Source organism: Rhizobium sp. L1K21 (assembly GCF_024055895.1).
Classification (GTDB): Bacteria; Pseudomonadota; Alphaproteobacteria; order Rhizobiales; family Rhizobiaceae; genus Ensifer_A.
Map to the genome: position 1 here is coordinate 23,144 of NZ_JAMXLE010000005.1, position 21,395 is coordinate 44,538.

Below are 21,395 nucleotides of genomic sequence, written 5' to 3' on the forward strand. Positions count from 1 at the left end.
ACCTAACCTTTTGTCCGTTCATCGAACACGCTCCAGTCGACACCCTGCGGAACCGGTTCCGCCTGATCCCCATCCGCCTCTCCGCCGCGCAGAACCATGGTCATGGGGCCGGCAAGTTGCTGCTGGGCGAAGGTTACGAGGTTGGCGTCGTTCGGCGAAAGTTCGAGTGTGACCGTCGAATAGCCGCGGTCACCAAGGCGTTGATATTCGGCATAGCTGCGCGCCGCACCGACGGCGAGCACCTTCACATCGGAAAGCAGCACGCGGGTGACCATGTCCAGTTGGCCGGTGACTGAATTGGCCGATTTGGGATCAAGAACAGTCCCGATCAAATCCACCCGGCTTCCTGGACGAACGAAGAATCCGACCGTGCTTTGCGCCCCGACCGAAACTGTGAGCGCGCGGTTTCCGGGCGAAATTTCCGCCGCCAGATCGGGATCTTCCTCACGGGCAAAATGCTGAAAGAAGAGCAGCGAACCCGGCGGAACATCCTTTGTCGCTTTCTTGCCTGTGATGGCCGTGCGATAGGTCGAAGGGCTTGCAGGGATGGCAAGCGCCTTCAGCCCCTCGGCGAAGCGCTCCGGCAGTTCCGCAATCTCGATCATGTCGTCCTTGAGAACCGTCTCACCTGCAACAAGCTGAACATCCGGCTTCAACCGGAGAAACTTCGCAGAGGTCAGCCGGTCCTCATACATCCGGGTCCACATCCAGCCGGAAAAAATCACCAGAACGGCCAGGACGCCGGCAATGATATGTCTGTAGACTGGTTTCATAAGGTGCTCTTCCCCGCATCGTGTTCAAACAGCATTTCGATTGCATCGGCCTCAGTCTGGTCGCCCTCGATCTGACGGGCGCGCGCTCCCGCAGGCGCGAGATTGCGTCCGTCAAAGCGATAGGTCGCAAGACTGCTGCCGCCGGGACGCTCCCGAATGAGCGTTACGCTCATCATGTCCGTCGCCTGACGGCTGGTCTTCTGCTGATCAAAGTTCGGTTCCTCAAAACCTTCCGGCTCGCGCACGACACCGACGATGGAAAGCCCAGGCAGGTCATAGCGAAACACCCGGCTCAAAGTGTCGCCGCCGCCAAAGACACCGGCTAAGAGGCCGGCACTCTCCACCCGTTCATGCGCCCAGCTTTCAAGCCGCGCGGTATAAAAAGCTTCGAGCCTGTCTGCGGTTCTGGATACGGACAATGGTCCGGACCGCGTGGTGAGCGTTGCATCAAGGCCGGAGAAAAACTGTGCGGCGGCCTCGTTGGCCGCCGTCGGTTGAGCGCTGACTGCCATGGCTGTCTCAACAACATCGCTGGCAGAAGGGCCATCAGCGGAATTGGCAAGAAAGCGAGTGGTGTGCTGACCCACAATGATGATCGCGCCAGAGGCGCAGAGCCAGAAAACAAAAGAGGCGGATTTCTTCATCGCGCCCCCCTGAAAACACCGGGGAAAAGATCAATCAGCGATCCGTGTTGCGAAACCCGATCCTTGAGCACCTGGTCATAGCCATATTTCAGCTTCGCATCCTCATAGGTATAGCGCACAGGCTCCATGACAACGACCCGGTTGGACATGGCGTAGGTTCCCCAGTCGAGTTCCCGGTGAAAGCGAAAGTCCGCCTGCAAGCGAACATTCACGCGGCGCGGCGCAGTGGCCGCCTTGACATCACGCGTGAGCCCCTCGCCACCCTCGCCATCCATGTCCTGCCAGAACCGTGAAGCCCCGGGCCAGGTCTCGAGTGAACAGCTCGGCGGATGAAAAACCGACTTGCGGCGCATTGCCTCCTGATGGTTGGCAGGCGCGAGGCAATGGCCGGTGAAAGCCTGCATGAAAGCGGCCGTGCGGGTTTCGCCCGCCAGCGCCAGCTTGGCGCTCAGCAAAACGCCATATTCCCACATCAGCACCCAGAAAAGCAGAAAGAGCGGCAATCCGAGAATAAGCTCGGCAGATGCCACGACACCACGCTCATCGTGGTGCAATCTCTCAATGAAAATTGACAGAGGCCCAGACATTATCGCTTCTTTCCCGTTGAATGATCCTGGCAAGCAGGCCGAACCATTGCTTGTTCTCTGCTTTGGTCGTCAGCGCCTCAGCCACCGCAGTTGCCTTGTCCATGTAGGAGGCCGGGGTCAGGCGCGACGTCCAGGCGGATGTGTAAAGGTCGAGCGCTTGCGGATTGAATGTCAGTGCCTGCGCATAGGCATTGTAGGGATCTTCCCTCTCTTCAAAGTCCTCCGGATTGAAACGCCCGCCGCGGGCGCGCGCCACGACGACCAGCCGCGAGAGCTTTTCATAATCCATGCTCATGAAACCGATCTGCGAGGCCATCACCGAGCCGTAGGAGCGGCCGTCGATCCAGTAGGTGTCCGGCATTGTTAAAAAGAGATTCGCCACTTGCGCGGTCACCGATCCGGCAGCACCGCAAAGTGCCGACCAATTGGTATTCATCAATTCGGTAAAATGGTTGTTGTCGCTGCGCTGGCGCTTGTCATAATAGGGCGGCTTCGGGTAGCGGATGAGCCAGTCCGTGCCGCGCATGACACCGTCGTAGAACGGCAGGAGTGATGCAAAACCGGCGGTATGGTTGACATGATCGCGCAAATGCGGACGAGATGACGAGCCCCCTGCCGTATAGGGCCCCCGTCCATCGGGAAACCCGTGAACCCGGAAATTGTAGCGACTTTCCCCAACCGAACCGCTTTGCGCTGCCTGGCACATTTCCGTATGCGCCAACAGCCTCTCGAAGCCATTTCGGGAAAGCGGCAGATCGCCTCCCTCATCACCCTGACCTGTGCAATCAGACGCACCGGACGGATTGCATGGTGGATAGACAAAAAAAGCGTCTATCCGATTGGCATCGGCAAGCTCCCGCAACAGCTTTCCAGACCGCTTCGGGAAGCTCTGGTAAATATAGTCGTTCATGCGATTGAATGCATCAATGAGGCGACTTGCCGTCGCCACCCCCTGATGCGGCTGATATCTGATCTGGATATAGGCAGCATCAGCACCCGCGCCCAACGTACCGGCCATGGCTCCGGCATGGATCGAGTAGCAGATGAAGGCGAAGTGTCCCCAACTCGGGCAGCGCTTCGCGGCAGACCAGGCAATATGGGCGGTGCCAGCAGCAACCCGGACACCGATATTCAGCAACTCCTCCTGCACCGTGAAGCTGACAGCCCCGACAACCATCATCTGCGTGAGGCCGACATTGTTCATCGCCATCACATTCAGATCGCGCGCCATCTGATCGGCATGGGCAAGAGCCAGAATATCGGCGGCATTCTGCGCACGAACCTTGTCGTAGGCCACTTCGCCGGTATTCATTACTGCGCCTATGCCCCAGGCGAAAAAGAGCAGGATGAAACCGAAGAGTGGGGCGATGGCCGCTTCGCGGTCCTTGTGCAAACTCTTCAGGAGGTTGAGCGCGTCAGCAATCACAGGAGGGTCACCTCCGCGACTGTCTCTTTATAATAATAGCCATCGGAGCGCTTCTGGCCGAAGGCGCGTCCGAGTCCATAAATCACGTAATGGCGAAAGGTCAGGCGCGCGCGGATCGGCGGCGTCAAACCGGGTTTGAGTGCGAGCGCGAGATATTTCGGGTCGGGTCCAACGCTTAGCGCCACATTCTGCGGATCGAAGGCATAGCGCGCCTGAACCTCAAGGGCTGGATAGAGGTCTCCGGTGCCGGTTTCGTCGGCAATGGCTCTCAGCGTTTTTTCCGGGATACGGCAATTGCCCAGGCACGGCACCTCCCACGGCGGCGAAGCGCTGATGAGCGCGAGCCGGGCGGCCTGCTCGGCGCGCCCGCCGTCGCCCCTGCAACCCAGTTTGCCCATAGACTGCAGCGTAAAGGCCTGCAACGATTCCGGCATGGATGGGCAGATGTTCACCCGTGCACTGCGGGCAGCCGTGAAGGCCGCATAGTGAACGATGACCGTCTCGCGCATCAGCCAAAGCGACTGCACAAGAATCAACATGATCGTGATGGCCGGAACCATGACGAGCACCAGATCAGCGGCCAGCGCCGAACCGCACTCATCGCGGTGAATGCTCTTCTGTGACCTGATTGCAGGCCTGAAAAACCGAACAAATTGATAAAGCCCGAGGGATGCGCAGAGCCCGGCCCCGAACAACGCAGCATCTGCTGCAAGCGTCTTCACAAAGGTCGGCGACGACATCAGCGCATTTGCAAAGGCAGGATCGGTCAGGAGGCTCGCGATCATCGACACCTCACAGACCCGGAATGCGCGGCAAGGCGGGAAACAGAAGCCAGACCATTGCCACACCCAAAGCGATACCGAAGCGGATGGTAACGGTTCCCTCCTGCAAACCCACCTCACCGGACGTGGACGCCTTGTTCCAGGCCGTGAGTTCCTGTGCATTCCAGACGCCGAAACGCAACATCATCAGCCGGGCGACGTTGCGCTCCCAGAACAGGCGGAGCCGGCCGTGAAGAAGAAGCATGAAAATCGCCATGAGTGCGCCAACCGCCAGCGCATGCGCAAGGACCGGAAGGATGCCGGGAAATCCCAGAAGCGCGCCAACGGCTGCCATGATCTTAACATCGCCACCACCGCAACCGCCGAAAATGAACGCCAGGAGAAACGGAAACGCGGCGAAAGCCAAGCCGGCGAGCGAACCGCCGATGCCATAAACCCCGCCTGCCACCCACCAGCCGGAAAGCCCCGCCAGGATCGCCGGATAGGTGATGAAATTCGGGATTTTGCCAGTTACACCATCATAGATGGCAGCCGTGACGGCCAGAGCCAGGCAAATATAGAAGACATCAAACCCAAGCAAATGTTTGTCCCCGAACGTCGTTAGGTCTGTTGATGGATGCATTGGCCAACTGGCGACTGCGTCCGTTGCTCCGCCGATCGCAGTTCCGAGAGTTACGAACGCCGATCACTCGTTCGGACGCAACCGGTCCGTGGAATCCTTGAGCAAGTCGAGAATATCCGAGCCAAAACCGGTGAGCGCTATAATGAGAGGTATACCGACCACGGCCATCAAAATAATGATGGTCGCAACCTCCATTCCGCGCTGGTCGAGGTGAAGACGCCTCAGACACAATGGTGCAATTTGCAACGCCTCACCTCCACAAGTGAAGAACCGAAGGGCGATCACGCGAAGATCAAGATGACTCCCACTTGATCGTTCCTTCCTCACCCTTCACGTTGCCGAACTGATCACCCAGCCACTTGACGACATCTTTCCCAAACCCCGTCATCGCAATGATTGTGGGAATGAGAACGACGGCTGCGAGCATGATCATTTCTGCAACCGTTATACCCCGTTCGTCGCGGTCGAGCGCGCGTGCAAAATCCACTACCGATTTGAAGTCCATCAACTTTTCCCCTACTCCTGAACGCACCATATAGTTGTGTATATAGTGCATATTCCATTAATGATATGCACAAAGGAGATACAACTTCAACAGGAAAATTTTCTTGCCAATAAACTTTTCATTGTGCTCTATTGAAGCGCAATCCGACGGCAGGAACAATTCCTGAAGCCGGATTGCTGGGGGCACAAGAGACGGCGCTGAATGGGGAAGCATGACGAACTGGGGAAGATCGCATTGCCGGTGGCGGCGCGTGGGTGTCGCATTATCCCTGGCTGCCGGGTTGCCGCTGACATTCGTTTGCAACGCCAATTCTGCTGCGAGAAAGGGCGTGGCAGAGCGCCTGCCCATCGAACTCGAACAATGCATTGACCTGCAGGGCGAAGAGGAGGTTTTGCGCGATTTTCCCGCGCCGTTACCCGGTGAAGGCGCGCTTGCCGCAATCGTCTTCACCGGGGTCACAGGCGAGCCGGATGCGATCACGGACGCCTCTGTCACCAGTGCGCCCGGAAAGGCTGGTGCCAAAGCGTCCTTTCACTGGAAGGTGCTGCCGATGCTGAAGCTGCAGGCCCCAGGTGGTTCCGATGTCGCCTATCACCGGCTCTACAGCTATCCCGCGAAAGGCAAGGCAAAATATCTCGCACCGTCCTGTGCGCCTGCAGAACGAACCGAGGAAACAACGCAGCCTCTGAGGACACCCGCAACAGTCAACACAAAGGTGGATGTGCAAGCGAGCGGTCGCGAGTTGAATTCCAGTTGGAGCAATATCGTCTTCTTGAGCACCGGCGCCATGACCCCCGTCGCCGGCAAGGATACGCAAAAATGGCGCCTCTTCGAAACCGGCATGCCAATCGGCTCAGCAGAGAATTTTGAAGCGTTCCAGAAGCTTGCTTCCGGCGGACTATTGGCGATTTGGAATGCGACCGCGGAACGAGCAGATGAAATGACCCCACCCCTTTCCGCGCAAAAAATCTGTGCGCTTCTTGAGGAAGCTGGAAGCCTGAGCTGCGATGTCAATTCAGTCCAGGCCGACCTCACACTCGCCGACGCATCCGCAAAGGCACTTCGAGCGGTATGGACCGACACGACGCTGGTGGCCGAATTCATCGCGCTCGCCGAGGCAATTGTGAAAGAAAATGCGCCGGCACCGCATGCCAAGACGATTGAATGGGCCGATACGGCAAAGCAACCCGATCCGGAATTAAGATCCTCGCTTGATGCCCAAGCACAGGATGGCAAAGACGGAAAGACGGCCAGAAGCGAGGCCGTCGAGACCGCAAAAGAAACGACCTCGGATCCACTCATCGACGAGGTGCAGGAAGCAATCAAGGCCGACTTAGCCGGGCAAAAACCTTCAGAAGCGGCTGCAGAAACAAGCACAGATGCAGAACGCCAGAAGGAAGAGGCCGCAGACACAGGTGACAGCAATTCAGTCCCGCCGGTGGCCAATGTGGTACCGGAGCCGCGACCCGAGCTGGATGCGGTCAAGGCGCCGGCCCGCTATCCTGTCGAATATGCCGGCGTGCCTTCCGGTGAAAAGCTTCAAATCGCGCATTTCCCCGATCCTTTGGCCTGTGAAAGCGCGTTTCCCTATGCTGCCGATTATCCCGACGCCGTTTTGGTTGCCGTCACCGACAAGATAGAGCGAGAGCCTGGTGGGGCCGCGTTTCTATCCTCAGACGGTGTTGCCATTTCCGGCTGCATCAATGCGGTGGAATCTGGATCAGGCACATCAAAGGTTTTGACCTACAGCTTTCTGCCCATTGAAGTGAAGGGCGCAGAAACAGCCGTCGTCCTGTCCTTGAGCAACCGCTTCAAGGCGAGTTCGCTGGATTTGCCGATCAAGGGTGCAATACAAGCCGTTTACGACAAGGTTTCCGCCACGGGCAAACTCAAGCCTGTTAGTATCTATATCATCGATGGCGAGCGGACGGTGCGACGCGTGGTCAAGCCGGAAACTGTCGCACTTCTGGCCGCAATGGGCGCTCAGCAGAAAATTGCGCATACCGCCAACCTGATGCGAAGCTTTGACTTCAGCGTTCGCTCCATGTCAGCGCTCGAAGACCTCAAATATGTCTATCGCGCCCTTGAGGGCACGCCCACCGAGCGCGTTATCTATGTTGCCGATAGCAGCCGGGAAGACTTCGACAAGGTCAATACCGGCCCGATGTTTGCCTGGCTCTATTACGATCAGGTGCCGGTTTCCATCTTTTCGATCGGCCGCTGCCAGCAGTGGGAACACATGTTTGCAAGCGTTGGAGCCGGCCTCACCTGCCGCGACGTTGAGCAACTGACCGCAACACCTGCAGGCCAAACGCGCGATCAGCTGGCGACGGCATTTCTGGATGAGATCAACCGCAACCACTGAGCAATGCATTCAGCACGGTGAGAAACAGGAAAGACGGACAGAGGCAGAAATGAGGAGATTTTGGAAAGCCAAGACGGTCACGAAATGGGCCCTCGCTGCCAGCCTGGCGATGGTGGCCGCACCACATGCCAATGCTGCAAGCGGTTCCATTGACGGCGACTGCTCCAATTTTAGTTTCTATCAGAAGTTCGGAAGCAACATGTCCGACCCTTCTGGCCAGACTGCCTTTGTGATGCGCGACGGTGCCCCACTCTTTGAGGACGCGACGTCCCAGAATCCGACAAAGAATGCGGCCTTTTCCGATCCGGTGAGCGTGATCGAAGTGCTGACGGCGAATGAAGCGCCCAACGAGCGCGTGGCCGTCTCCCTGCCCTTCGAGAACAGTTCGACGAAGAAAAAATACTGGATGAGCCGGTCTGATCTCCTGTGCCGTTCCGTGCCGTTGCGCGACAAGATCACCGGCCTGGAACGCAAGGCGCTGATCCGCACCAAGACGACTGAACGTCAGGATGGTGAAATACAGGCGATCACCGCCTATCGCAGTCCCGACCTCTCCGACCAGCAACTGGACGACAGCCGCAGGCTTTCCCGCTTCAACACCTATCTGATCTACGCGGAATCGGATGAGGCCTACCTGCTGGTGGAGCGCTTCAACCTCTCAAGCATCAACGAGAAGCTGGTGGGCTGGGTGCGCAAGGAGGATGTCCTGAACTGGAATTGGGCCATCGGCGTGCGCCCCGCCCTCACCGTGAACGGTTCGGAAGAAGGCCCCCGCAGTGTTTGCGGCTATGCCAGCGAAGCACTGGATAGCGAGTGCATTCCCATTCTGGGCGGCAACAGGTGGTTCAAGACGGATCAGCGCCTGCCGGTCATCGACGTTCTCGACAATTCCTATCATGTGGTGGGTGCAGCCTCCGGCATCGGTGGGGGCGAACTGGTGGATGGGAAGCTGAAACTGCCAACGGAAGTCCTGAAGAAGCTGAACATCGCTCCCGATGATCTGCCAGGCATCGACGAAGACAGGCTGCTCTCTTTCAACAAGGTCGATCTCTTCTTTCTGATCGACGGCACGCGCAGCATGATGCCATTCATTGATGCAATCCGCGGGACCGATACGAGCCCGGGGGTCGTCGATCAGATTGTACAGGCGATTGAAACCCGCGGCGGCGGTGCATCCGTCAGGGCCGGCTTCCGCGTCTTCCGCGATTCTGTCGCCAATGGCGCGAGCGGCATTGATGAGTCCTATCCGCTCACCGAAGCCAATTGCGAGGATGAGGACCTGGATACAAGCCAGAGCGAGCGCCGGCGTTTTGATCGGTTCCTGAAAAGCATTTCCACGACAACCGACGACAAGGACGATTTCGACGAAAATCTCTTCGGCGGCCTGCAACAGGCGGCCATCGATATGCAGGGATGCCCAGACCGTCAGAAGATCCTCTTTGTGATTTCAGATGCCGGATATGACGCTTCGGCACAGATGGAGCGCGGTTTTGTCGGGCTCGACATCTATGATGTTCTAAGCCCGCTTCTGGAAAATGAAAAGCTGACGGTTTTCTTCATACGCCCACCACAGCAGGATCGTTCGAATTACAAATCCGACACCTCATACACGTCCTACCTCACCTCCTGGAATGAATATCAGCAGTTGGGCGAGGAAATCCTCAACGGCGTTCTCAATCGGGACGCACTTGGGGGAAATGCGCGCGATTATTTCTTTGATCTTTCAGCCGGTGCGAGCGCGCCCGCTGAAATGATCGAGCGCATGACACAGAGCGTCAAATCGGTTGCGCGGCCCGACGTCATCAATGAAATCCTCATCGATCTGCATGGTGGATCGGCACTGGAAGAGGTGATCGACCGTCTGCAGCGCGAGAAAATCGATGTCCCGGTGTTGTTTTTCAACATGATCAAACGCACCGTTTGCGCCGAAGGCGAAAAGACCTGCAGCGAGCGCATCTTCGACGGCGTGTTCGATCTCTATATTCCGAAATCCGAACCTCTGACGCTGGATGCCTGGCTGACCAGCGACCAGTTGCAGGATTGGACCCGACTGCTGGATCCGATCATCAAGGCCACGGAAATGAGCCTGCCGGAGCAGCGCACCGCCATGGGTCAGATCGTCCGCAATTCGCTTCAGGATATTCTGCTTCTGCCAACGCCGGAAAAGCTGAACGAGGACATTGCCACCTTCTTGATGCGCTCGGGCCGCATGCCGGGGCCGATCAAGACGCCCTTCCTGAACTATACATTCGCGCAGCTCACCGATGGCGGCGTGCTGGGGAAATGCGAGGTTGACCGGCTGCGCGTCTGGCTGCGAGCAAGCCGCACCATGCTTGCAAATGCGATGGTGCAGCGGCTGAGCGAATATCGTGTCGACCAGCCCGAAAATGACTGCCCGGATATGACGCCCCAGGGGCAGAGACTGAAATATATCCAGGATACACCAGTTGCCATCGCGCCCGGTCCCGATCCAGATAATTACCGGCTCGGGCGTCCCTATCTGGGTGAACAGATTTTCTGGGTGCCACTGGAATATCTGCCATGATCGCGAACGATTCCGACGATCGGGTGAAGCTGTCTGCGGCCAATCTATCCGTCGGTTGGGGTGGCAGGGCGATCATCGAAAGCGCCAGCTTCGCTGTCGATTTTTCGACGTTCAACCGCAGGATACCGATCGTCGGACGCACTGGAAGCGGCAAGACAACACTTCTCTATGCTTTGGCTGGACAGGCGCGGCCGATGGCGGGCGAGATCAACTGGACACTCGGATCACGCGGCAACTTTACGATAGGCAATCAGAAGAGTGCTGCCTTGTCGGCAAGCGAGCTGCGCCGCCACCATTTTTCATTTGCATTCCAGGATGCGGCACTGGTTGCCCATTTGACCGTTCGCGAAAATGTGGCGCTACCGCTTCAACTTGCGGACAAAGCGTTGTCATATATGGAGATCAGGGAGCGGGTCGACGGATTGATTGCGCAGGTGCTGACGCCGCTGGAGAGAGTTGGTGAAATCGGTGAGCGGTTTCCATCGCAGCTTTCGGGCGGGCAAAGACAGCGCATGGCCTTTGCGCAGGCAATCGCAACCGATCCAGCGGTCCTATTCTCGGACGAACCGACCGGCAGTCTCGATCCGGACACACGCCGCGAGATCAACCGCTGCGTCAATCGCTGGATCGATGGCGCGCCGGATCGCGCCTTTGTCTGGATCACCCATCATAACGATGCATTCGAATTCGAAGAGGCTCCTTACGCTCTCCAACTGACCTCGGTGGAGAAAATGACGGAGGTCGAAACCGTTCCAAGCACTGTGCTCTTTGCACGAGGCGGAATGTCCAGCGCCCCCGCAGTCATGCAGGTGACGCCATGAACAAGACGGTGACCACTGTCTTTATGCGCGAATTCCTTCGCGGAACGGGCGGCTTTGGTGTCGGACGGTTTTTCGGTGTGCGGCGGACGCGCGCCGGACAGGATTTTCTCGCACTTTTCGGTCTTTGCGCCATTCTGATCGCCATGGCTGCGTTTTCAATCAGTGCGGGACGTGGCATCAGCCAGAACCTCGCCAATGCCCTGCTTGGCCACGTGCGCAACGCCGGTGTTCCCATCTGGGTAAACGGCCATCCTGAAAATGGCTTCGCCATCAGCGCCGTCTATACCGGCCGCAGCTTTGAGACATCCGTCGATACTGCCGCTCACCCCCTCGGCACATTCTACCCTGTCACCGAGATCGAACCTGGAGACTATGCGATCCGTCTGCCTGCCGACGATAACTGGGAGCGCGTTTCCACGCGCAATTTCGCCGAGGTGGATATTCGCGGCTGGTCCATCGCACGCAACAATCCGCTTTGGCTTCAATATGGCAACCCGGACGATTCGATACAGACCGTGATCTTGAGCCGAACGCTCTTCAACGCGCATTTTCGCTATGACGCCTATCGAGGGGCGTTGGAGAAGCTGCTGCCCCGACCGGCGGTCGAGGAGTTGCCCAAAGCACTCTCTGACGTTACAGAACTTGAGGACATTTACCTCAGCCTGCCCTTCCGGCAGGAAACGCGCAGGCTGCTCAGATTCAAAATCCGATGGGCGGAAAGCCTGCCTGCGCTTCAGAAAATCAGCTTTATCGTGCCTGAGGAAATCTCCACACTGGCCGCGGCAATCCGGTCCAATACCAGCCTCGCGCTAACCTTTGCTTCAGACCGCGACGATCTCGACGAACCTTACCGCGTGCTCGAAGGCTACGCTTTTCGCGGACTTTCGCTGCCCGCCACGCAAAAGCGGCTGCAACACATGGGTGGCGACAAAGCGTTTGACGAATTGGCAAGATGCCTCGGGACAGCTGCCACGATCGACAGAACCGGGAGCCGCCTTGCCATTCATTTCGGCTCACCGACCACACGCCTCTATGCAGACCAGTGCGTGGAGACGGCTGGCTTTACCGATTTCCCCAATATGCACCCCGTCTTCACCGCCTATCCGCAGATCGAAGTGGATGGCGCGCAATTGGAAGCCCCGTGCAGTGCATTGGCAATTCGTCTTCGCATGAAGCCGGACGGAATGCCCTGTGATGAAGGCATGACCGGCTATTTCCCGGATGCGCATGTGCGAAACGGGTTGTTCTTTGTCCCCTCCGGCAGCGACATCGCAGGCTTTCTCGACCGGGTCGGTGCCGAACATGATGAAAGCGGCAAACGCATGTTCCGCATTGGCGAAAACTATCTTGATGCGCTCGGGCGCATGGACTTCACCCGAAAGGTGATCGCCTACCTTTCAGGAAGCCTGGCCCTTCTGGGTCTCATCCTCTGCGTGGTGGTGCTCTACCTGCAAATGCAGCCGATGGCAGCACGACGGGCAGCCGGTTACGGCCTGTTGCTCGCCCGCGGCATGACGCCTGGCCAACTCTATTTTGGCTTCATGCTGCAGATCGGGCTTTGCCTCGCCGTCGCAGCCGTAGCTGCAGTTGGACTCAATCTCGCGCTCCTCGTCTCTATTGAACACTGGTTCCAGAGTTCTGACGCCGCAGCGGCGGCGCGGGCCGGCATAGGCCTTATGGAAGTGCGCCTGGTTCCCATCGCCGCTGCGGCCTGGGCACCCTATGGAATATGGGTGAGCGACCTCCTGCGCAGCGTAACGTTGAGCTTTGCAGGTGTCTTGCTGGCCGCATTGAGCTGCGCCGCAGTTATCCTCTACCGGCTTCCCCTTCGCCCGCACAGCCTGCCCGTTGATCTCATGACCGGTGAGACCTCGCCAGCCTTTTCCAAGGGGAGTTGAAGCATGGGTGAACCGGCAATTTACGTCATTTTTTCCGCCGTCATCACCATTCCGATGATCGGTTGGTTTCCGCATTTGCTGGATGCGCTCTTTGCGCTCTTCCGGCTTTCATCCTCGATGATCGGGACACCTTGGCCATGAACGAAGTCAACACCAAGATAGCGCCGTCCAGCGCTGCCGATGCCGAGACACCGGATAGACGGCAGGCAATTTTCGAAGCCACGGTTCGCCGTCTTCTCCATCCCGTTCACGATCTTCTCGACGATCCGGCAGTGACGGAAATCATGATCAACGGGCCTGCTGAGATTTATGCGGAGAGGAAAACCCGCGAGACCCTGCCGGATGGCGGATACCGCGACCGCAGTCTGGTGGAAAAGCTCGCTGCCAAATTTGAAGGACCCGAGCATCTGGAAGCGGCGGCCCGCGCCATCGCCCAATATTCCGGCAAGCGTTTGACCCCGGAAGAACTGAGTGTGGAAGCCAGACTTTACGACAAATCTCGCGTTCACATCGTTCAGCAGCCGGCGGCACGCAACGGGTTGTGCATCGCCATTCGACGATTTGCCAAGTCGGAACACTCGGTCGCCAACCTGATTGCCAACGGCTCGCTGATACCCGAGGCGGCGGATTTCCTCAAAGTCTGTCTGGCGCTCCGCAAGAATGTCGTGGTTTCCGGCGGCACCAGCACGGGCAAGACGACCGTTTTGAATGCGCTGTCTGAATTCATGGATGCCACCGACCGCCTGATCATCATCGAAGACGTCAACGAGCTGGAGATACGTCAGCCCCATGCCGTGTATCTCGAGGCCCAGAAACCGGACAGATTCGGCCGCGGTGGCATTACCATCCGCGAACTTTTCCGGGCCTCACTGCGCATGCGACCGGATCGCATCATCGTTGGTGAATGCCGGGGTGCCGAAGCCCTCGACATGATCCAGGCCATGACGTCCGGTCACAGTGGCAGCTTGACCACATTGCACGCAGACACGCCCGATGATGCCTTGAACAGGCTGGAGACGATGGCGCTGATGAGCGACGTGGACCTGCCGCAGCGCGCGCTTCGTGCGCAAATCGCCTCGGCGGTCGATGTGATCGTTCAGGTGCAGCGGATCGGTGGCCGCAGGGGCATTACCTTTATTCATGAAGTGGGCCGGCTTTCCGATGACGACAATTATACATTGAAGCCCATTTTCGATCGAAGCGACGCAATCTACCGGACAGGCTATGACGGACCGCTCTGCGCGCCGACACGTGAGATCGCGTCTTTCGCCGAGGAGGCTGCACCACTTGCCCGGCAGAAAGGCCTTTCTCACGTCTTCGGCATCGATCCTGCTCCAGCAGATAAACCGACGTGAGGGAGCAGGCTGTGACACGGTATGTCCGAAGATTTCTAACTGTGTGCCTTCTGGCGATCTGGCCGGTCAGTGCAGCGCTTTCGCAGGAAAAAAGCCTCGATTTCGTCGATTATTCGCAAGAGGTGCAACTCGGCTCCGGCACTGACACTCAGACGCTTTCGACAGCGACATTGCTTGCCCACCTCCGTGAACAATCGCAAAACGGTACCGTGGTCCACGCCATCTCGCCGGTGAACGTCGAAGCTGCGATATCCGATTTCGGGAAAATGCGGCTGGTGGGGATAACCGCTGACCAGCCGCAAGTGGTTGCCGCTTACAGTCAGGAGAGCGGGATCAAGTGGATCATTCCCGAGCCGGAGCCCTCATATGTCAGAGATATCAACCGCTCGATCATCGGCAAACAGCCGACGGACCTTCTGTCTGCAGCCAGCTGGTCCGCAACGTCGCAGCTGCAATCGCTTTCAGCTGAACTGCCGCTCAATTTTTCAGTCGAACCCTTCGAAGCAGACGGGCAAGCCTATGCGCTTGTTCACTTCGAACTGAACGAGACGAAGTTCAATGCCGGGGAGGCCAGCGGCACCGTTTCCGGCATAGGTGCCTTTGTCATCTCCGCCGACTTTCGCGACATGCTTTATTTTGCGAGCAGCTACGAGGGAAGCCTGGACTACGGCGAGGCCAAGGACCGGCCCTTCAAGGTCAGACGGGGCATGGTTGGCTTGGACGAGGCCATGTCGCCCCTATTGTCGGCGTCCGCCCTGCCAGAAAGCACCGATCTCGCCCGCTCTGCCCATGCGGCTATCCCGACAGCGCTTGCGGTCAGCGCACCGGAAGTGCCGGAGATTCCCAATACCGCGCTGGGTGTCATCTCGCTCTTGAGTGATGCGCTGGATGCGCAGATCGGTGCAGAAGCGGAAAATCGCGGCAACATCATACCGGTGCTTGTCGTCGTTGCAGCCTTCTCCACTTTCAACACCGTTGACGGCCTTGTCGCAACGACCGTCAACGTTATTGGCCGCAAGATCGGCAATGAGGCGATGCGCGATTATCCTGGCATCGGCCCCCTTGTTGCCAGAGGCACCGGCTATGCGCTTGGCCGCGCCATTCAGGTCATCAATCCGGAGATTGATCCAAAAGACTGGGCTAAGGGCGCTGAAACGGCCTATGCCGTCGCCGGGCTGGTTGCGGACGGGATCATGATCCTGAAACCGGATAGCGCTGCGAAGATGGTTGCCAAGGCGGGGCGCTTTGCGCCTTTGCTGGACAAGACGCTGAAGGTCATGAGCAATGAGTATTTCCAGATCGCAGGCGCTGGCATGGGCTTGGCAAACAATTGCGGCGGCGCCATTTTCGACGACCACAACCAACAAGAAAAATTTGAGGATTGTATCGCGAGCGTTGTCAAATACGCGGTTGCTTCACAAGGCAAGATTATGCTGACAAAAGACATCCCCGTCGGCAAGGTCGTTAATTTCAACCTGAAGGCATTTGATATCGTATCCACCCCGGAAGATACTGTCCCGCCGCCTGCCAAAGCCGCACCAACTTCAAGCGCCCCGGAAACAAAGCAGGCAGCCGCGCCGGAAAAAGCCGGTTCCGGCGATTTGCCGCGCGCGCAGAAAATCGAGTGGTAACGATTTCGAGGACGAAGAGACGGGGACAGAGAAAGAGATTCCATCCCCATCTCACATCTCAAAAATCCACGTTATTTGGCCGGAGGGCTGGACGTTTGGGCGTTCGGCTTTTATCTAAGCGGTAGTGAATTTAAATAATCATACTATTTGGGAGGAAACGATGAGTTTCACACCGCACGGAAAACATCTGATTGCTGGCAATTGGGTTGGAACGGAAAAGACGTTCACCTCCCAGCCGGCGCATGGCGATGCGCATACATTCTCTTATGGCAATCCTGATCTGGTTGATCAGGCAGCAAAAGCAGCAGAAGAAGCATTCTGGTCTTTCGGTTATTCGTCGCGCGAAGACCGGGCAGCTTTTCTGAATACCGTTGCTGACGAGATCGAGGCGCGCGGCGCTGACATTACTGCAATCGGTACCAGCGAAAGTGGGCTTCCGACCGCTCGCCTGGAAGGTGAGCGCGGGCGCACGACCGGCCAGCTGCGCCTGTTTGCCCAGCATATCCTCAAAGGTGATTATCTGGACCGGCGCGTTGATGAAGCCCTGCCGGATCGCCAGCCCATGCCGCGGCCTGAAATTCGCATGATCCAGCGCCCCATCGGCCCGGTCGCCGTCTTTGGCGCATCGAATTTTCCGCTGGCCTTCTCCGTTGCTGGTGGTGACACGGCATCTGCGCTGGCAGCCGGTTGCCCGGTCGTCGTGAAGGGCCATCCCGCCCATCCCGGCACGGGTGAAATCGTGGCTGAGGCCTTCCACGCCGCTATCCAGAAATGCGGCCTGCATCCGGGTGTCTTCTCGCTCGTTCAGGATGGTGGCCGCGAAGTGGGCGAAGCGGTGGTGACCCATCCGCTGATCAAGGCTGTCGGCTTCACCGGATCGCTTGGCGGCGGTCGCGCGCTGTTTGACCTTTGCGCACGCCGTCCCGAACCCATTCCCTTCTTCGGCGAGCTTGGCTCTGTCAACCCGATGTTCATGCTGCCGGCAGCCGTTGCAGCGCGCGGCGAAGCGCTTGGCAAAGGCTGGGCGGGCTCGCTCACCATGGGTGCGGGTCAGTTCTGCACCAATCCCGGCATTGCCATTGTGATGGACGGTAGCGAAGGCGAAGCCTTTGCGGAAGCTGCACGCGCTGCACTCTCGGAGGTTGGGCCGCAGGTCATGCTCACCGACGGCATAGCCGCTGCCTTCCGCAAGGGCCGCGACCGTGTTGCCGCCGGCACCGGTGTGCAGGAACTCTTGACCTCCACATGCGATCTGCGCAATGCAACACCTTATCTTTTCCGCACCACTGGCGAAAATTGGCTGGCGAACCACGAGTTGACGGAAGAGGTTTTCGGGCCGCTCGGCATTGTTGTGACCGTCAAATCGATGGATGAGATGCGCACCATTGCCAAGTCGCTGGAAGGTCAGCTCACCTGCACGCTGCATATGGACGACGCCGATACCGAAGCAGCCCAAAGCCTGATGCCGATCATCGAGCGCAAGGCTGGCCGTCTTCTGGTCAACGGTTTCCCGACCGGCGTTGAAGTGTGCGACGCGATGGTGCATGGCGGCCCCTACCCGGCGTCGACCAATTTTGGCGCAACCTCGGTCGGCACGCTGTCCATCCGCCGCTTCCTGCGCCCGGTCTGCTACCAGAACATGCCGAGCGCACTTCTGCCGTCTGATTTCTGATATAGATTGGCGGGTATTTCGCCCGCCAGTTTATCATCTTGATCGTGGAATAACCTGATGAACCAGTTCGACCGCCCCTTTTACCGCCCACTGTGGATACGCGTCCTCATCGTGCTGGTCTGCTTTGGCTGGGGGCTGATGGAGCTTTTGAACGGCACCTATTTCTGGACCGTGCTGGTCTGGGGTATCGGCGCCTATGCGGGCTATCGCCTGTTCATTACCTTCAACCCGGATGGCGATGGCGGTCAGACCTGATCGGCCTCGACCGGTTCAGAGAGCAAATGGAAAAGCCCCGCGCAGCGATGCGCGGGGCTTTGATCTTTTGCAGTGGCGGATGCTTCAAGCCTCGACGAGTGCACCCGGTCCGGGGATGGCCTTGGGCGGGCATTTGCCCAGAATGATCATGCCGAGCACTTCATCCTTGGTCACATCTTCGGTGCGGGCAGAGCCGACAACCTGGCCGTTTTTCATCACGGTCACGCGATCAGCCAGGTCGAAGACATCGTGGATGTCGTGGCTGATGAGGAAGATGCCGATACCCTCGCGCTTGAGCTGCTTGATCAGCTCGCCCACCTGGGCGGTCTCCTGCGGTCCAAGGGCTGCCGTTGGCTCATCCATGATGAGGATGCGGGCATTGAACAGAATGGCGCGGGCAATGGCGACCGACTGTCTCTGACCGCCGGAAAGCGCCTTCACCGGTTCCTTGAAGCGGCGGAAGTTGGGGTTCAAACGACCCATCACCTCGCGGGCATTGGCTTCCATGGCCACATCATCCAGCGTACCCCAACGGGTGCGCAACTCGCGCCCAAGATAGAGGTTTGCCGCCGCATCGACGTTATCGGCCACGGCGAGCGTCTGATAGATCGTCTCGATACCATATGCCTTGGCGTCACGCGGATTGTTGATGGTCGCCTGCTCGCCCTCGATGAAAATATCGCCCCCGTCGCGGCGGTAAGCGCCGGAAAGGATCTTGATCAGCGTGGACTTGCCGGCACCATTGTGACCCAGCAAGCCGACGACTTCGCCTGGATAGAGATCGATCGAGGCGTGATCGACAGCCTTGATACCGCCAAAACCAATGGAGATATCGCGCATCTCAACGAGAGGTGTGCCTGTTTTTTCGTCTGACATAATATCCTCCCTTACTTGGCGCGTGCGCGGTAGATGGTGTCAAGGAACACGGCAATGACGAGAACGATGCCGACCACCATCTGCTGGATGGCGGAGTCGAAACCGACGAGAACCATGCCCGTCTGCAGCGACTGCATGACCAATGCGCCGAGAATTGCGCCATAGATGGTGCCGAGACCGCCACCGAGTGACGTGCCGCCGATCACGGCTGAGGCAATCACGTAAAGCTCATCGAGCGTTCCAAGCGAGTTGGTGGCCGAGTTGAGGCGTGCGCTGGCGACAATTGCGGACAGGCCGCAAAGGAAGCCCATAAGGGCAAACACCTTGAGCGTCACCCAGCGCGTGTTGATACCTGCAAGATCAGCCGCTTCCGGGTTTCCGCCGATCGCGAAAACATAGCGGCCGAAGCGTGTGCGCGTTGCCAGAAAGGTCATGAATATGCCGGCACCGAGCATGATAAGAACGGGAATGGCAAAGCCATGAGCGATGAACAGCCCGCCTTCCGGCACGGTGATATTGTTGGCCGCTGCATATTGACGAACGATGCCGCTCGGCCAGCCATAGGAATTCACCAGCAGTACGAAGCCGATGACCAGCCCGCAGCCGACAAAGCCGAGGAAAAACTCAGCCCAAACGGGGCGCAGCGGAAAGTGGAACCGCTGGCGCTGGCGGCGGCTGGAAAGCAACATCCAGATAATGCCCGCGCAGGCCACGAGGCCGACGATCCAGCTGCCCGTTGCGCCGACTGAACCGTAGGGGCCGCCGCCGAGCAAAGCAAATGTTGAATCAACCGGAGAGATGGTTTCGCCGCGCGCCAGAAGATAGGCCGCGCCACGCCACACAAGCAGGCCGCCAAGGGTGACGATGAAAGCGGGAATTTGCAGGTAGGCGATGAGATAACCATGGATGGCGCCGATCATCGTTCCAACCGCAAGGCCGACGATGGCGGTCAGTATCCAGATAGCAGGGTGACCGATGCCCAGATAATCCGGCAGCACATGCACCTGGGTAATGCCCATGAACATGGCGCAGAAGCCGAGGATCGAGCCCACCGAAAGATCAATGTGGCGCATGACAATGACGAACACCATGCCGGTGGCCATAATGCCGACCGAGGCGGTCTGCACTGTCAGGTTCCACAGGTTACGTGAGGTCAGAAAGAGGCCGCGCCCATTGGCCCATTCGCCATAGAGATGAAAGCCGATCCAGATCAGGGCCAGCGCACCGATCATCCCAAGCAAGCGTGAATCGATTTCGGTTTTGCGCAGGAAGCGCGTGATCGCCGACTCGTCGTAGGTTGCCGACGCCTGCGTCTTTTGCAAACTTGTGGTGTCTGCCATGTTTCCCTCCAGATGCCGCATCCCAGAAGTCCGCTCGCGGCTCTTTACGCAGGGGATGAAGCACAGTCCCAATTTTGAAGCCGCGCCGGGCTTTCCCCCGGCGCGGCCGATATGTCGCCTTCAGGCGATGCGTGGGCTTATCAGCAGCCGTCTACGCCTTCCATGGCGCCTTCGCAGACTTCATCCTTGGAGATGACGCCGGCGTTGATAACATCGCTGATATTGTCCTTGGTGATCGGGGTCGGGGCGAGGAAGATGGCATTCATTTCAACGCCCTTCTCACCGCCGGACCACTTCTCGGCACCTTCAATGGCATCCATTGCCGTGCCGTCAGCAAGTGCCGCTGCAATATTGCCGGCAGCCTTGCCGAGTTCGCGTGCGTCCTTCCAGACGGACACGGTCTGGGTGCCGCGTGCAACGCGGTTCAACGCAGCCTTGTCACCATCCTGACCGGAAACCGGAACCGTGCCGGCCATGCCCTGTGCGGAAAGGGCTGCAACAACACCGCCGGCCATGCCGTCGTTTTCGGCCAGAACAGCGTCAACTTCGTTGTTGTTGGCCGTCAGGATCTGCTCCATGTTCTTCTGCGCATTGTCCGGCTTCCAGCCGTCGGAGAAGCTTTCGCCGACGATCTTGATCTTACCGGCATCAATGTCGGGGCCGAGAACTTCCATCATGCCGTCCAGAAGGAACTGAGCATTCGGATCGCCCTTGTCGCCCTTGATGATGGCGTAGTTGCCTTCCGGCTGAACGGCCTTGACCTTTTCAGCCATGATGCGGCCAACGCCCTTGTTGTCGAAGGTCAGGTAGAACGCGCGATTGTCTTCGATCAGACGGTCATAACCCACAACCGGCACGCCTTCTGCAGCAGCCTTGTCGATGGCCGGGCCGATAGCGTCCTTGTCCATGGCCAGGATGATCAGTGCATCCGCGCCCTGGGTCAGCAGGCTCTCGATATCGGTCAGCTGCTTGGCAGCAGAGGCCTGTGCATCTGCAGAAATGTAGGTGTCGCCGTTGGCTTCGATCGCGGCCTTCATCGCGGCTTCATCGGTTTTCCAACGCTCTTCCTGGAAGTTCGACCAGGATACACCAATAACCTTGTCCTTTGCCAGTGCAACATTGGACATGGTGACAGCAATGGCCGCACCGGCCATCAGCTTCAAAACGAGTTTCATAATTTACCTCCCAAATGACGAACTGTGGCGACCAGGTGATCATCCCCCTCACCACACGCTACGTGCTGCCGGAGCGAAAAACAAATTTTTCTCGACAGTCGAGAAAATAGATGTCAGATATTC

Annotated in this window: 20 protein-coding genes; 9 read left to right on the forward strand and 11 right to left on the reverse strand. The window is 58.3% G+C overall.

All coding sequences use genetic code 11. The annotated features are described in order from the left end of the window. Positions 1-2 precede the first annotated feature (2 nt). The 8 genes from cpaB to NHF56_RS18645 form a co-directional block, all read right to left on the reverse strand. Positions 3-773, reverse strand: coding sequence for a Flp pilus assembly protein CpaB (gene cpaB / locus NHF56_RS18610; protein WP_252807382.1), 771 nt, complete (start codon positions 771-773; stop codon positions 3-5). Then, the gene (locus NHF56_RS18615; protein WP_252807385.1) at positions 770-1,417 is read right to left on the reverse strand and encodes a hypothetical protein; all 648 of its coding nucleotides are present in this window, start codon (positions 1,415-1,417) and stop codon (positions 770-772) included. Before NHF56_RS18615 ends, cpaB begins: the two co-directional genes overlap by 4 nt. Beyond that, positions 1,414-2,004: a hypothetical protein gene (locus NHF56_RS18620; protein ID WP_252807387.1), complete on the reverse strand. Its 591-nt coding sequence runs from the start codon at positions 2,002-2,004 to the stop codon at positions 1,414-1,416. The genes NHF56_RS18615 and NHF56_RS18620 overlap by 4 nt, the downstream gene beginning before the upstream one ends. Next, a complete protein-coding gene (locus NHF56_RS18625) occupies positions 1,976-3,430 on the reverse strand; it encodes a pilus assembly protein TadG-related protein (protein WP_252807389.1) in 1,455 nt (484 codons plus the stop codon). The genes NHF56_RS18620 and NHF56_RS18625 overlap by 29 nt, the downstream gene beginning before the upstream one ends. Further along, positions 3,427-4,215, reverse strand: a complete 789-nt coding sequence (locus NHF56_RS18630) for a hypothetical protein (protein WP_252807390.1) — start codon at positions 4,213-4,215, stop codon at positions 3,427-3,429. Before NHF56_RS18630 ends, NHF56_RS18625 begins: the two co-directional genes overlap by 4 nt. Before the next feature lie 7 nt (positions 4,216-4,222). Further along, positions 4,223-4,792 (reverse strand): prepilin peptidase, encoded by a 570-nt coding sequence (locus tag NHF56_RS18635; RefSeq protein WP_252807392.1) that lies wholly within the window; start codon positions 4,790-4,792, stop codon positions 4,223-4,225. Between the two features lie 105 nt (positions 4,793-4,897). After that, on the reverse strand, positions 4,898-5,080 hold the full coding sequence (locus NHF56_RS18640; protein ID WP_252807395.1) for a hypothetical protein: 183 nt from the start codon (positions 5,078-5,080) through the stop codon (positions 4,898-4,900). Positions 5,081-5,126: 46 nt separating this feature from the next. Then, entirely contained in the window at positions 5,127-5,339 is a 213-nt protein-coding gene (locus NHF56_RS18645) for a hypothetical protein (RefSeq protein WP_252807396.1), read from the reverse strand. Between the two features lie 250 nt (positions 5,340-5,589). Between NHF56_RS18645 and NHF56_RS18650 the strand changes: the two genes are divergently transcribed. The 9 genes from NHF56_RS18650 (at position 5,590) to NHF56_RS18690 (ending at position 17,881) form a co-directional block, all read left to right on the forward strand. Continuing rightward, positions 5,590-7,704 carry a hypothetical protein gene (locus NHF56_RS18650; protein ID WP_252807399.1) on the forward strand — a complete coding sequence of 705 codons (2,115 nt, stop codon included), beginning with the start codon at positions 5,590-5,592 and terminating at the stop codon, positions 7,702-7,704. A 49-nt stretch (positions 7,705-7,753) separates the two neighbouring features. Beyond that, positions 7,754-10,249 carry a hypothetical protein gene (locus NHF56_RS18655; protein ID WP_252807401.1) on the forward strand — a complete coding sequence of 832 codons (2,496 nt, stop codon included), beginning with the start codon at positions 7,754-7,756 and terminating at the stop codon, positions 10,247-10,249. Continuing rightward, positions 10,246-11,070, forward strand: coding sequence for an ABC transporter ATP-binding protein (locus NHF56_RS18660; RefSeq protein WP_252807403.1), 825 nt, complete (start codon positions 10,246-10,248; stop codon positions 11,068-11,070). Before NHF56_RS18655 ends, NHF56_RS18660 begins: the two co-directional genes overlap by 4 nt. Beyond that, a complete protein-coding gene (locus NHF56_RS18665; RefSeq protein ID WP_252807405.1) occupies positions 11,067-12,968 on the forward strand; it encodes a hypothetical protein in 1,902 nt (633 codons plus the stop codon). The genes NHF56_RS18660 and NHF56_RS18665 overlap by 4 nt, the downstream gene beginning before the upstream one ends. Positions 12,969-12,971: 3 nt before the next feature. Beyond that, positions 12,972-13,109 carry a hypothetical protein gene (locus NHF56_RS18670; protein WP_252807406.1) on the forward strand — a complete coding sequence of 46 codons (138 nt, stop codon included), beginning with the start codon at positions 12,972-12,974 and terminating at the stop codon, positions 13,107-13,109. Beyond that, positions 13,106-14,323 (forward strand): CpaF family protein, encoded by a 1,218-nt coding sequence (locus NHF56_RS18675; RefSeq protein WP_252807408.1) that lies wholly within the window; start codon positions 13,106-13,108, stop codon positions 14,321-14,323. Before NHF56_RS18670 ends, NHF56_RS18675 begins: the two co-directional genes overlap by 4 nt. An 11-nt stretch (positions 14,324-14,334) precedes the next feature. Beyond that, on the forward strand, positions 14,335-15,954 hold the full coding sequence (locus NHF56_RS18680) for a hypothetical protein (protein ID WP_252807410.1): 1,620 nt from the start codon (positions 14,335-14,337) through the stop codon (positions 15,952-15,954). A gap of 160 nt (positions 15,955-16,114) precedes the next feature. Next, positions 16,115-17,626: an aldehyde dehydrogenase (NADP(+)) gene (locus NHF56_RS18685; RefSeq protein WP_252807412.1), complete on the forward strand. Its 1,512-nt coding sequence runs from the start codon at positions 16,115-16,117 to the stop codon at positions 17,624-17,626. A gap of 57 nt (positions 17,627-17,683) precedes the next feature. Continuing rightward, on the forward strand, positions 17,684-17,881 hold the full coding sequence (locus NHF56_RS18690; protein WP_252807414.1) for a DUF3329 domain-containing protein: 198 nt from the start codon (positions 17,684-17,686) through the stop codon (positions 17,879-17,881). 84 nt (positions 17,882-17,965) lie between these two features. Here the strand turns inward: NHF56_RS18690 and NHF56_RS18695 are convergent, their stop codons facing one another. From NHF56_RS18695 to NHF56_RS18705, 3 genes are all read right to left on the reverse strand, one after another. Beyond that, positions 17,966-18,757, reverse strand: a complete 792-nt coding sequence (locus NHF56_RS18695) for an ATP-binding cassette domain-containing protein (protein WP_252807416.1) — start codon at positions 18,755-18,757, stop codon at positions 17,966-17,968. Between the two features lie 11 nt (positions 18,758-18,768). Then, a complete protein-coding gene (locus NHF56_RS18700) occupies positions 18,769-20,097 on the reverse strand; it encodes a sugar ABC transporter permease (RefSeq protein ID WP_252807418.1) in 1,329 nt (442 codons plus the stop codon). A 140-nt stretch (positions 20,098-20,237) separates the two neighbouring features. Continuing rightward, positions 20,238-21,272, reverse strand: a complete 1,035-nt coding sequence (locus NHF56_RS18705) for a substrate-binding domain-containing protein (RefSeq protein WP_252807420.1) — start codon at positions 21,270-21,272, stop codon at positions 20,238-20,240. Between the last annotated feature and the right edge of the window lie 123 nt (positions 21,273-21,395).

Excerpts from the sequence above, each read along its gene's own strand:
- cpaB (WP_252807382.1), bottom strand. The coding sequence starts at position 773 with ATGAAACCAGTCTACAGACATATCATTGCCGGCGTCCTGGCCGTTCTG.
- NHF56_RS18615 (WP_252807385.1), bottom strand. The coding sequence starts at position 1,417 with ATGAAGAAATCCGCCTCTTTTGTTTTCTGGCTCTGCGCCTCTGGCGCG.
- NHF56_RS18620 (WP_252807387.1), bottom strand. The coding sequence starts at position 2,004 with ATGTCTGGGCCTCTGTCAATTTTCATTGAGAGATTGCACCACGATGAG.
- NHF56_RS18630 (WP_252807390.1), bottom strand. The coding sequence starts at position 4,215 with ATGATCGCGAGCCTCCTGACCGATCCTGCCTTTGCAAATGCGCTGATG.
- NHF56_RS18645 (WP_252807396.1), bottom strand. The coding sequence starts at position 5,339 with ATGGACTTCAAATCGGTAGTGGATTTTGCACGCGCGCTCGACCGCGAC.
- NHF56_RS18655 (WP_252807401.1), top strand. The coding sequence starts at position 7,754 with ATGAGGAGATTTTGGAAAGCCAAGACGGTCACGAAATGGGCCCTCGCT.
- NHF56_RS18660 (WP_252807403.1), top strand. The coding sequence starts at position 10,246 with ATGATCGCGAACGATTCCGACGATCGGGTGAAGCTGTCTGCGGCCAAT.
- NHF56_RS18665 (WP_252807405.1), top strand. The coding sequence starts at position 11,067 with ATGAACAAGACGGTGACCACTGTCTTTATGCGCGAATTCCTTCGCGGA.
- NHF56_RS18670 (WP_252807406.1), top strand. The coding sequence starts at position 12,972 with ATGGGTGAACCGGCAATTTACGTCATTTTTTCCGCCGTCATCACCATT.
- NHF56_RS18675 (WP_252807408.1), top strand. The coding sequence starts at position 13,106 with ATGAACGAAGTCAACACCAAGATAGCGCCGTCCAGCGCTGCCGATGCC.
- NHF56_RS18685 (WP_252807412.1), top strand. The coding sequence starts at position 16,115 with ATGAGTTTCACACCGCACGGAAAACATCTGATTGCTGGCAATTGGGTT.
- NHF56_RS18690 (WP_252807414.1), top strand. The coding sequence starts at position 17,684 with ATGAACCAGTTCGACCGCCCCTTTTACCGCCCACTGTGGATACGCGTC.
- NHF56_RS18695 (WP_252807416.1), bottom strand. The coding sequence starts at position 18,757 with ATGTCAGACGAAAAAACAGGCACACCTCTCGTTGAGATGCGCGATATC.
- NHF56_RS18700 (WP_252807418.1), bottom strand. The coding sequence starts at position 20,097 with ATGGCAGACACCACAAGTTTGCAAAAGACGCAGGCGTCGGCAACCTAC.
- NHF56_RS18705 (WP_252807420.1), bottom strand. The coding sequence starts at position 21,272 with ATGAAACTCGTTTTGAAGCTGATGGCCGGTGCGGCCATTGCTGTCACC.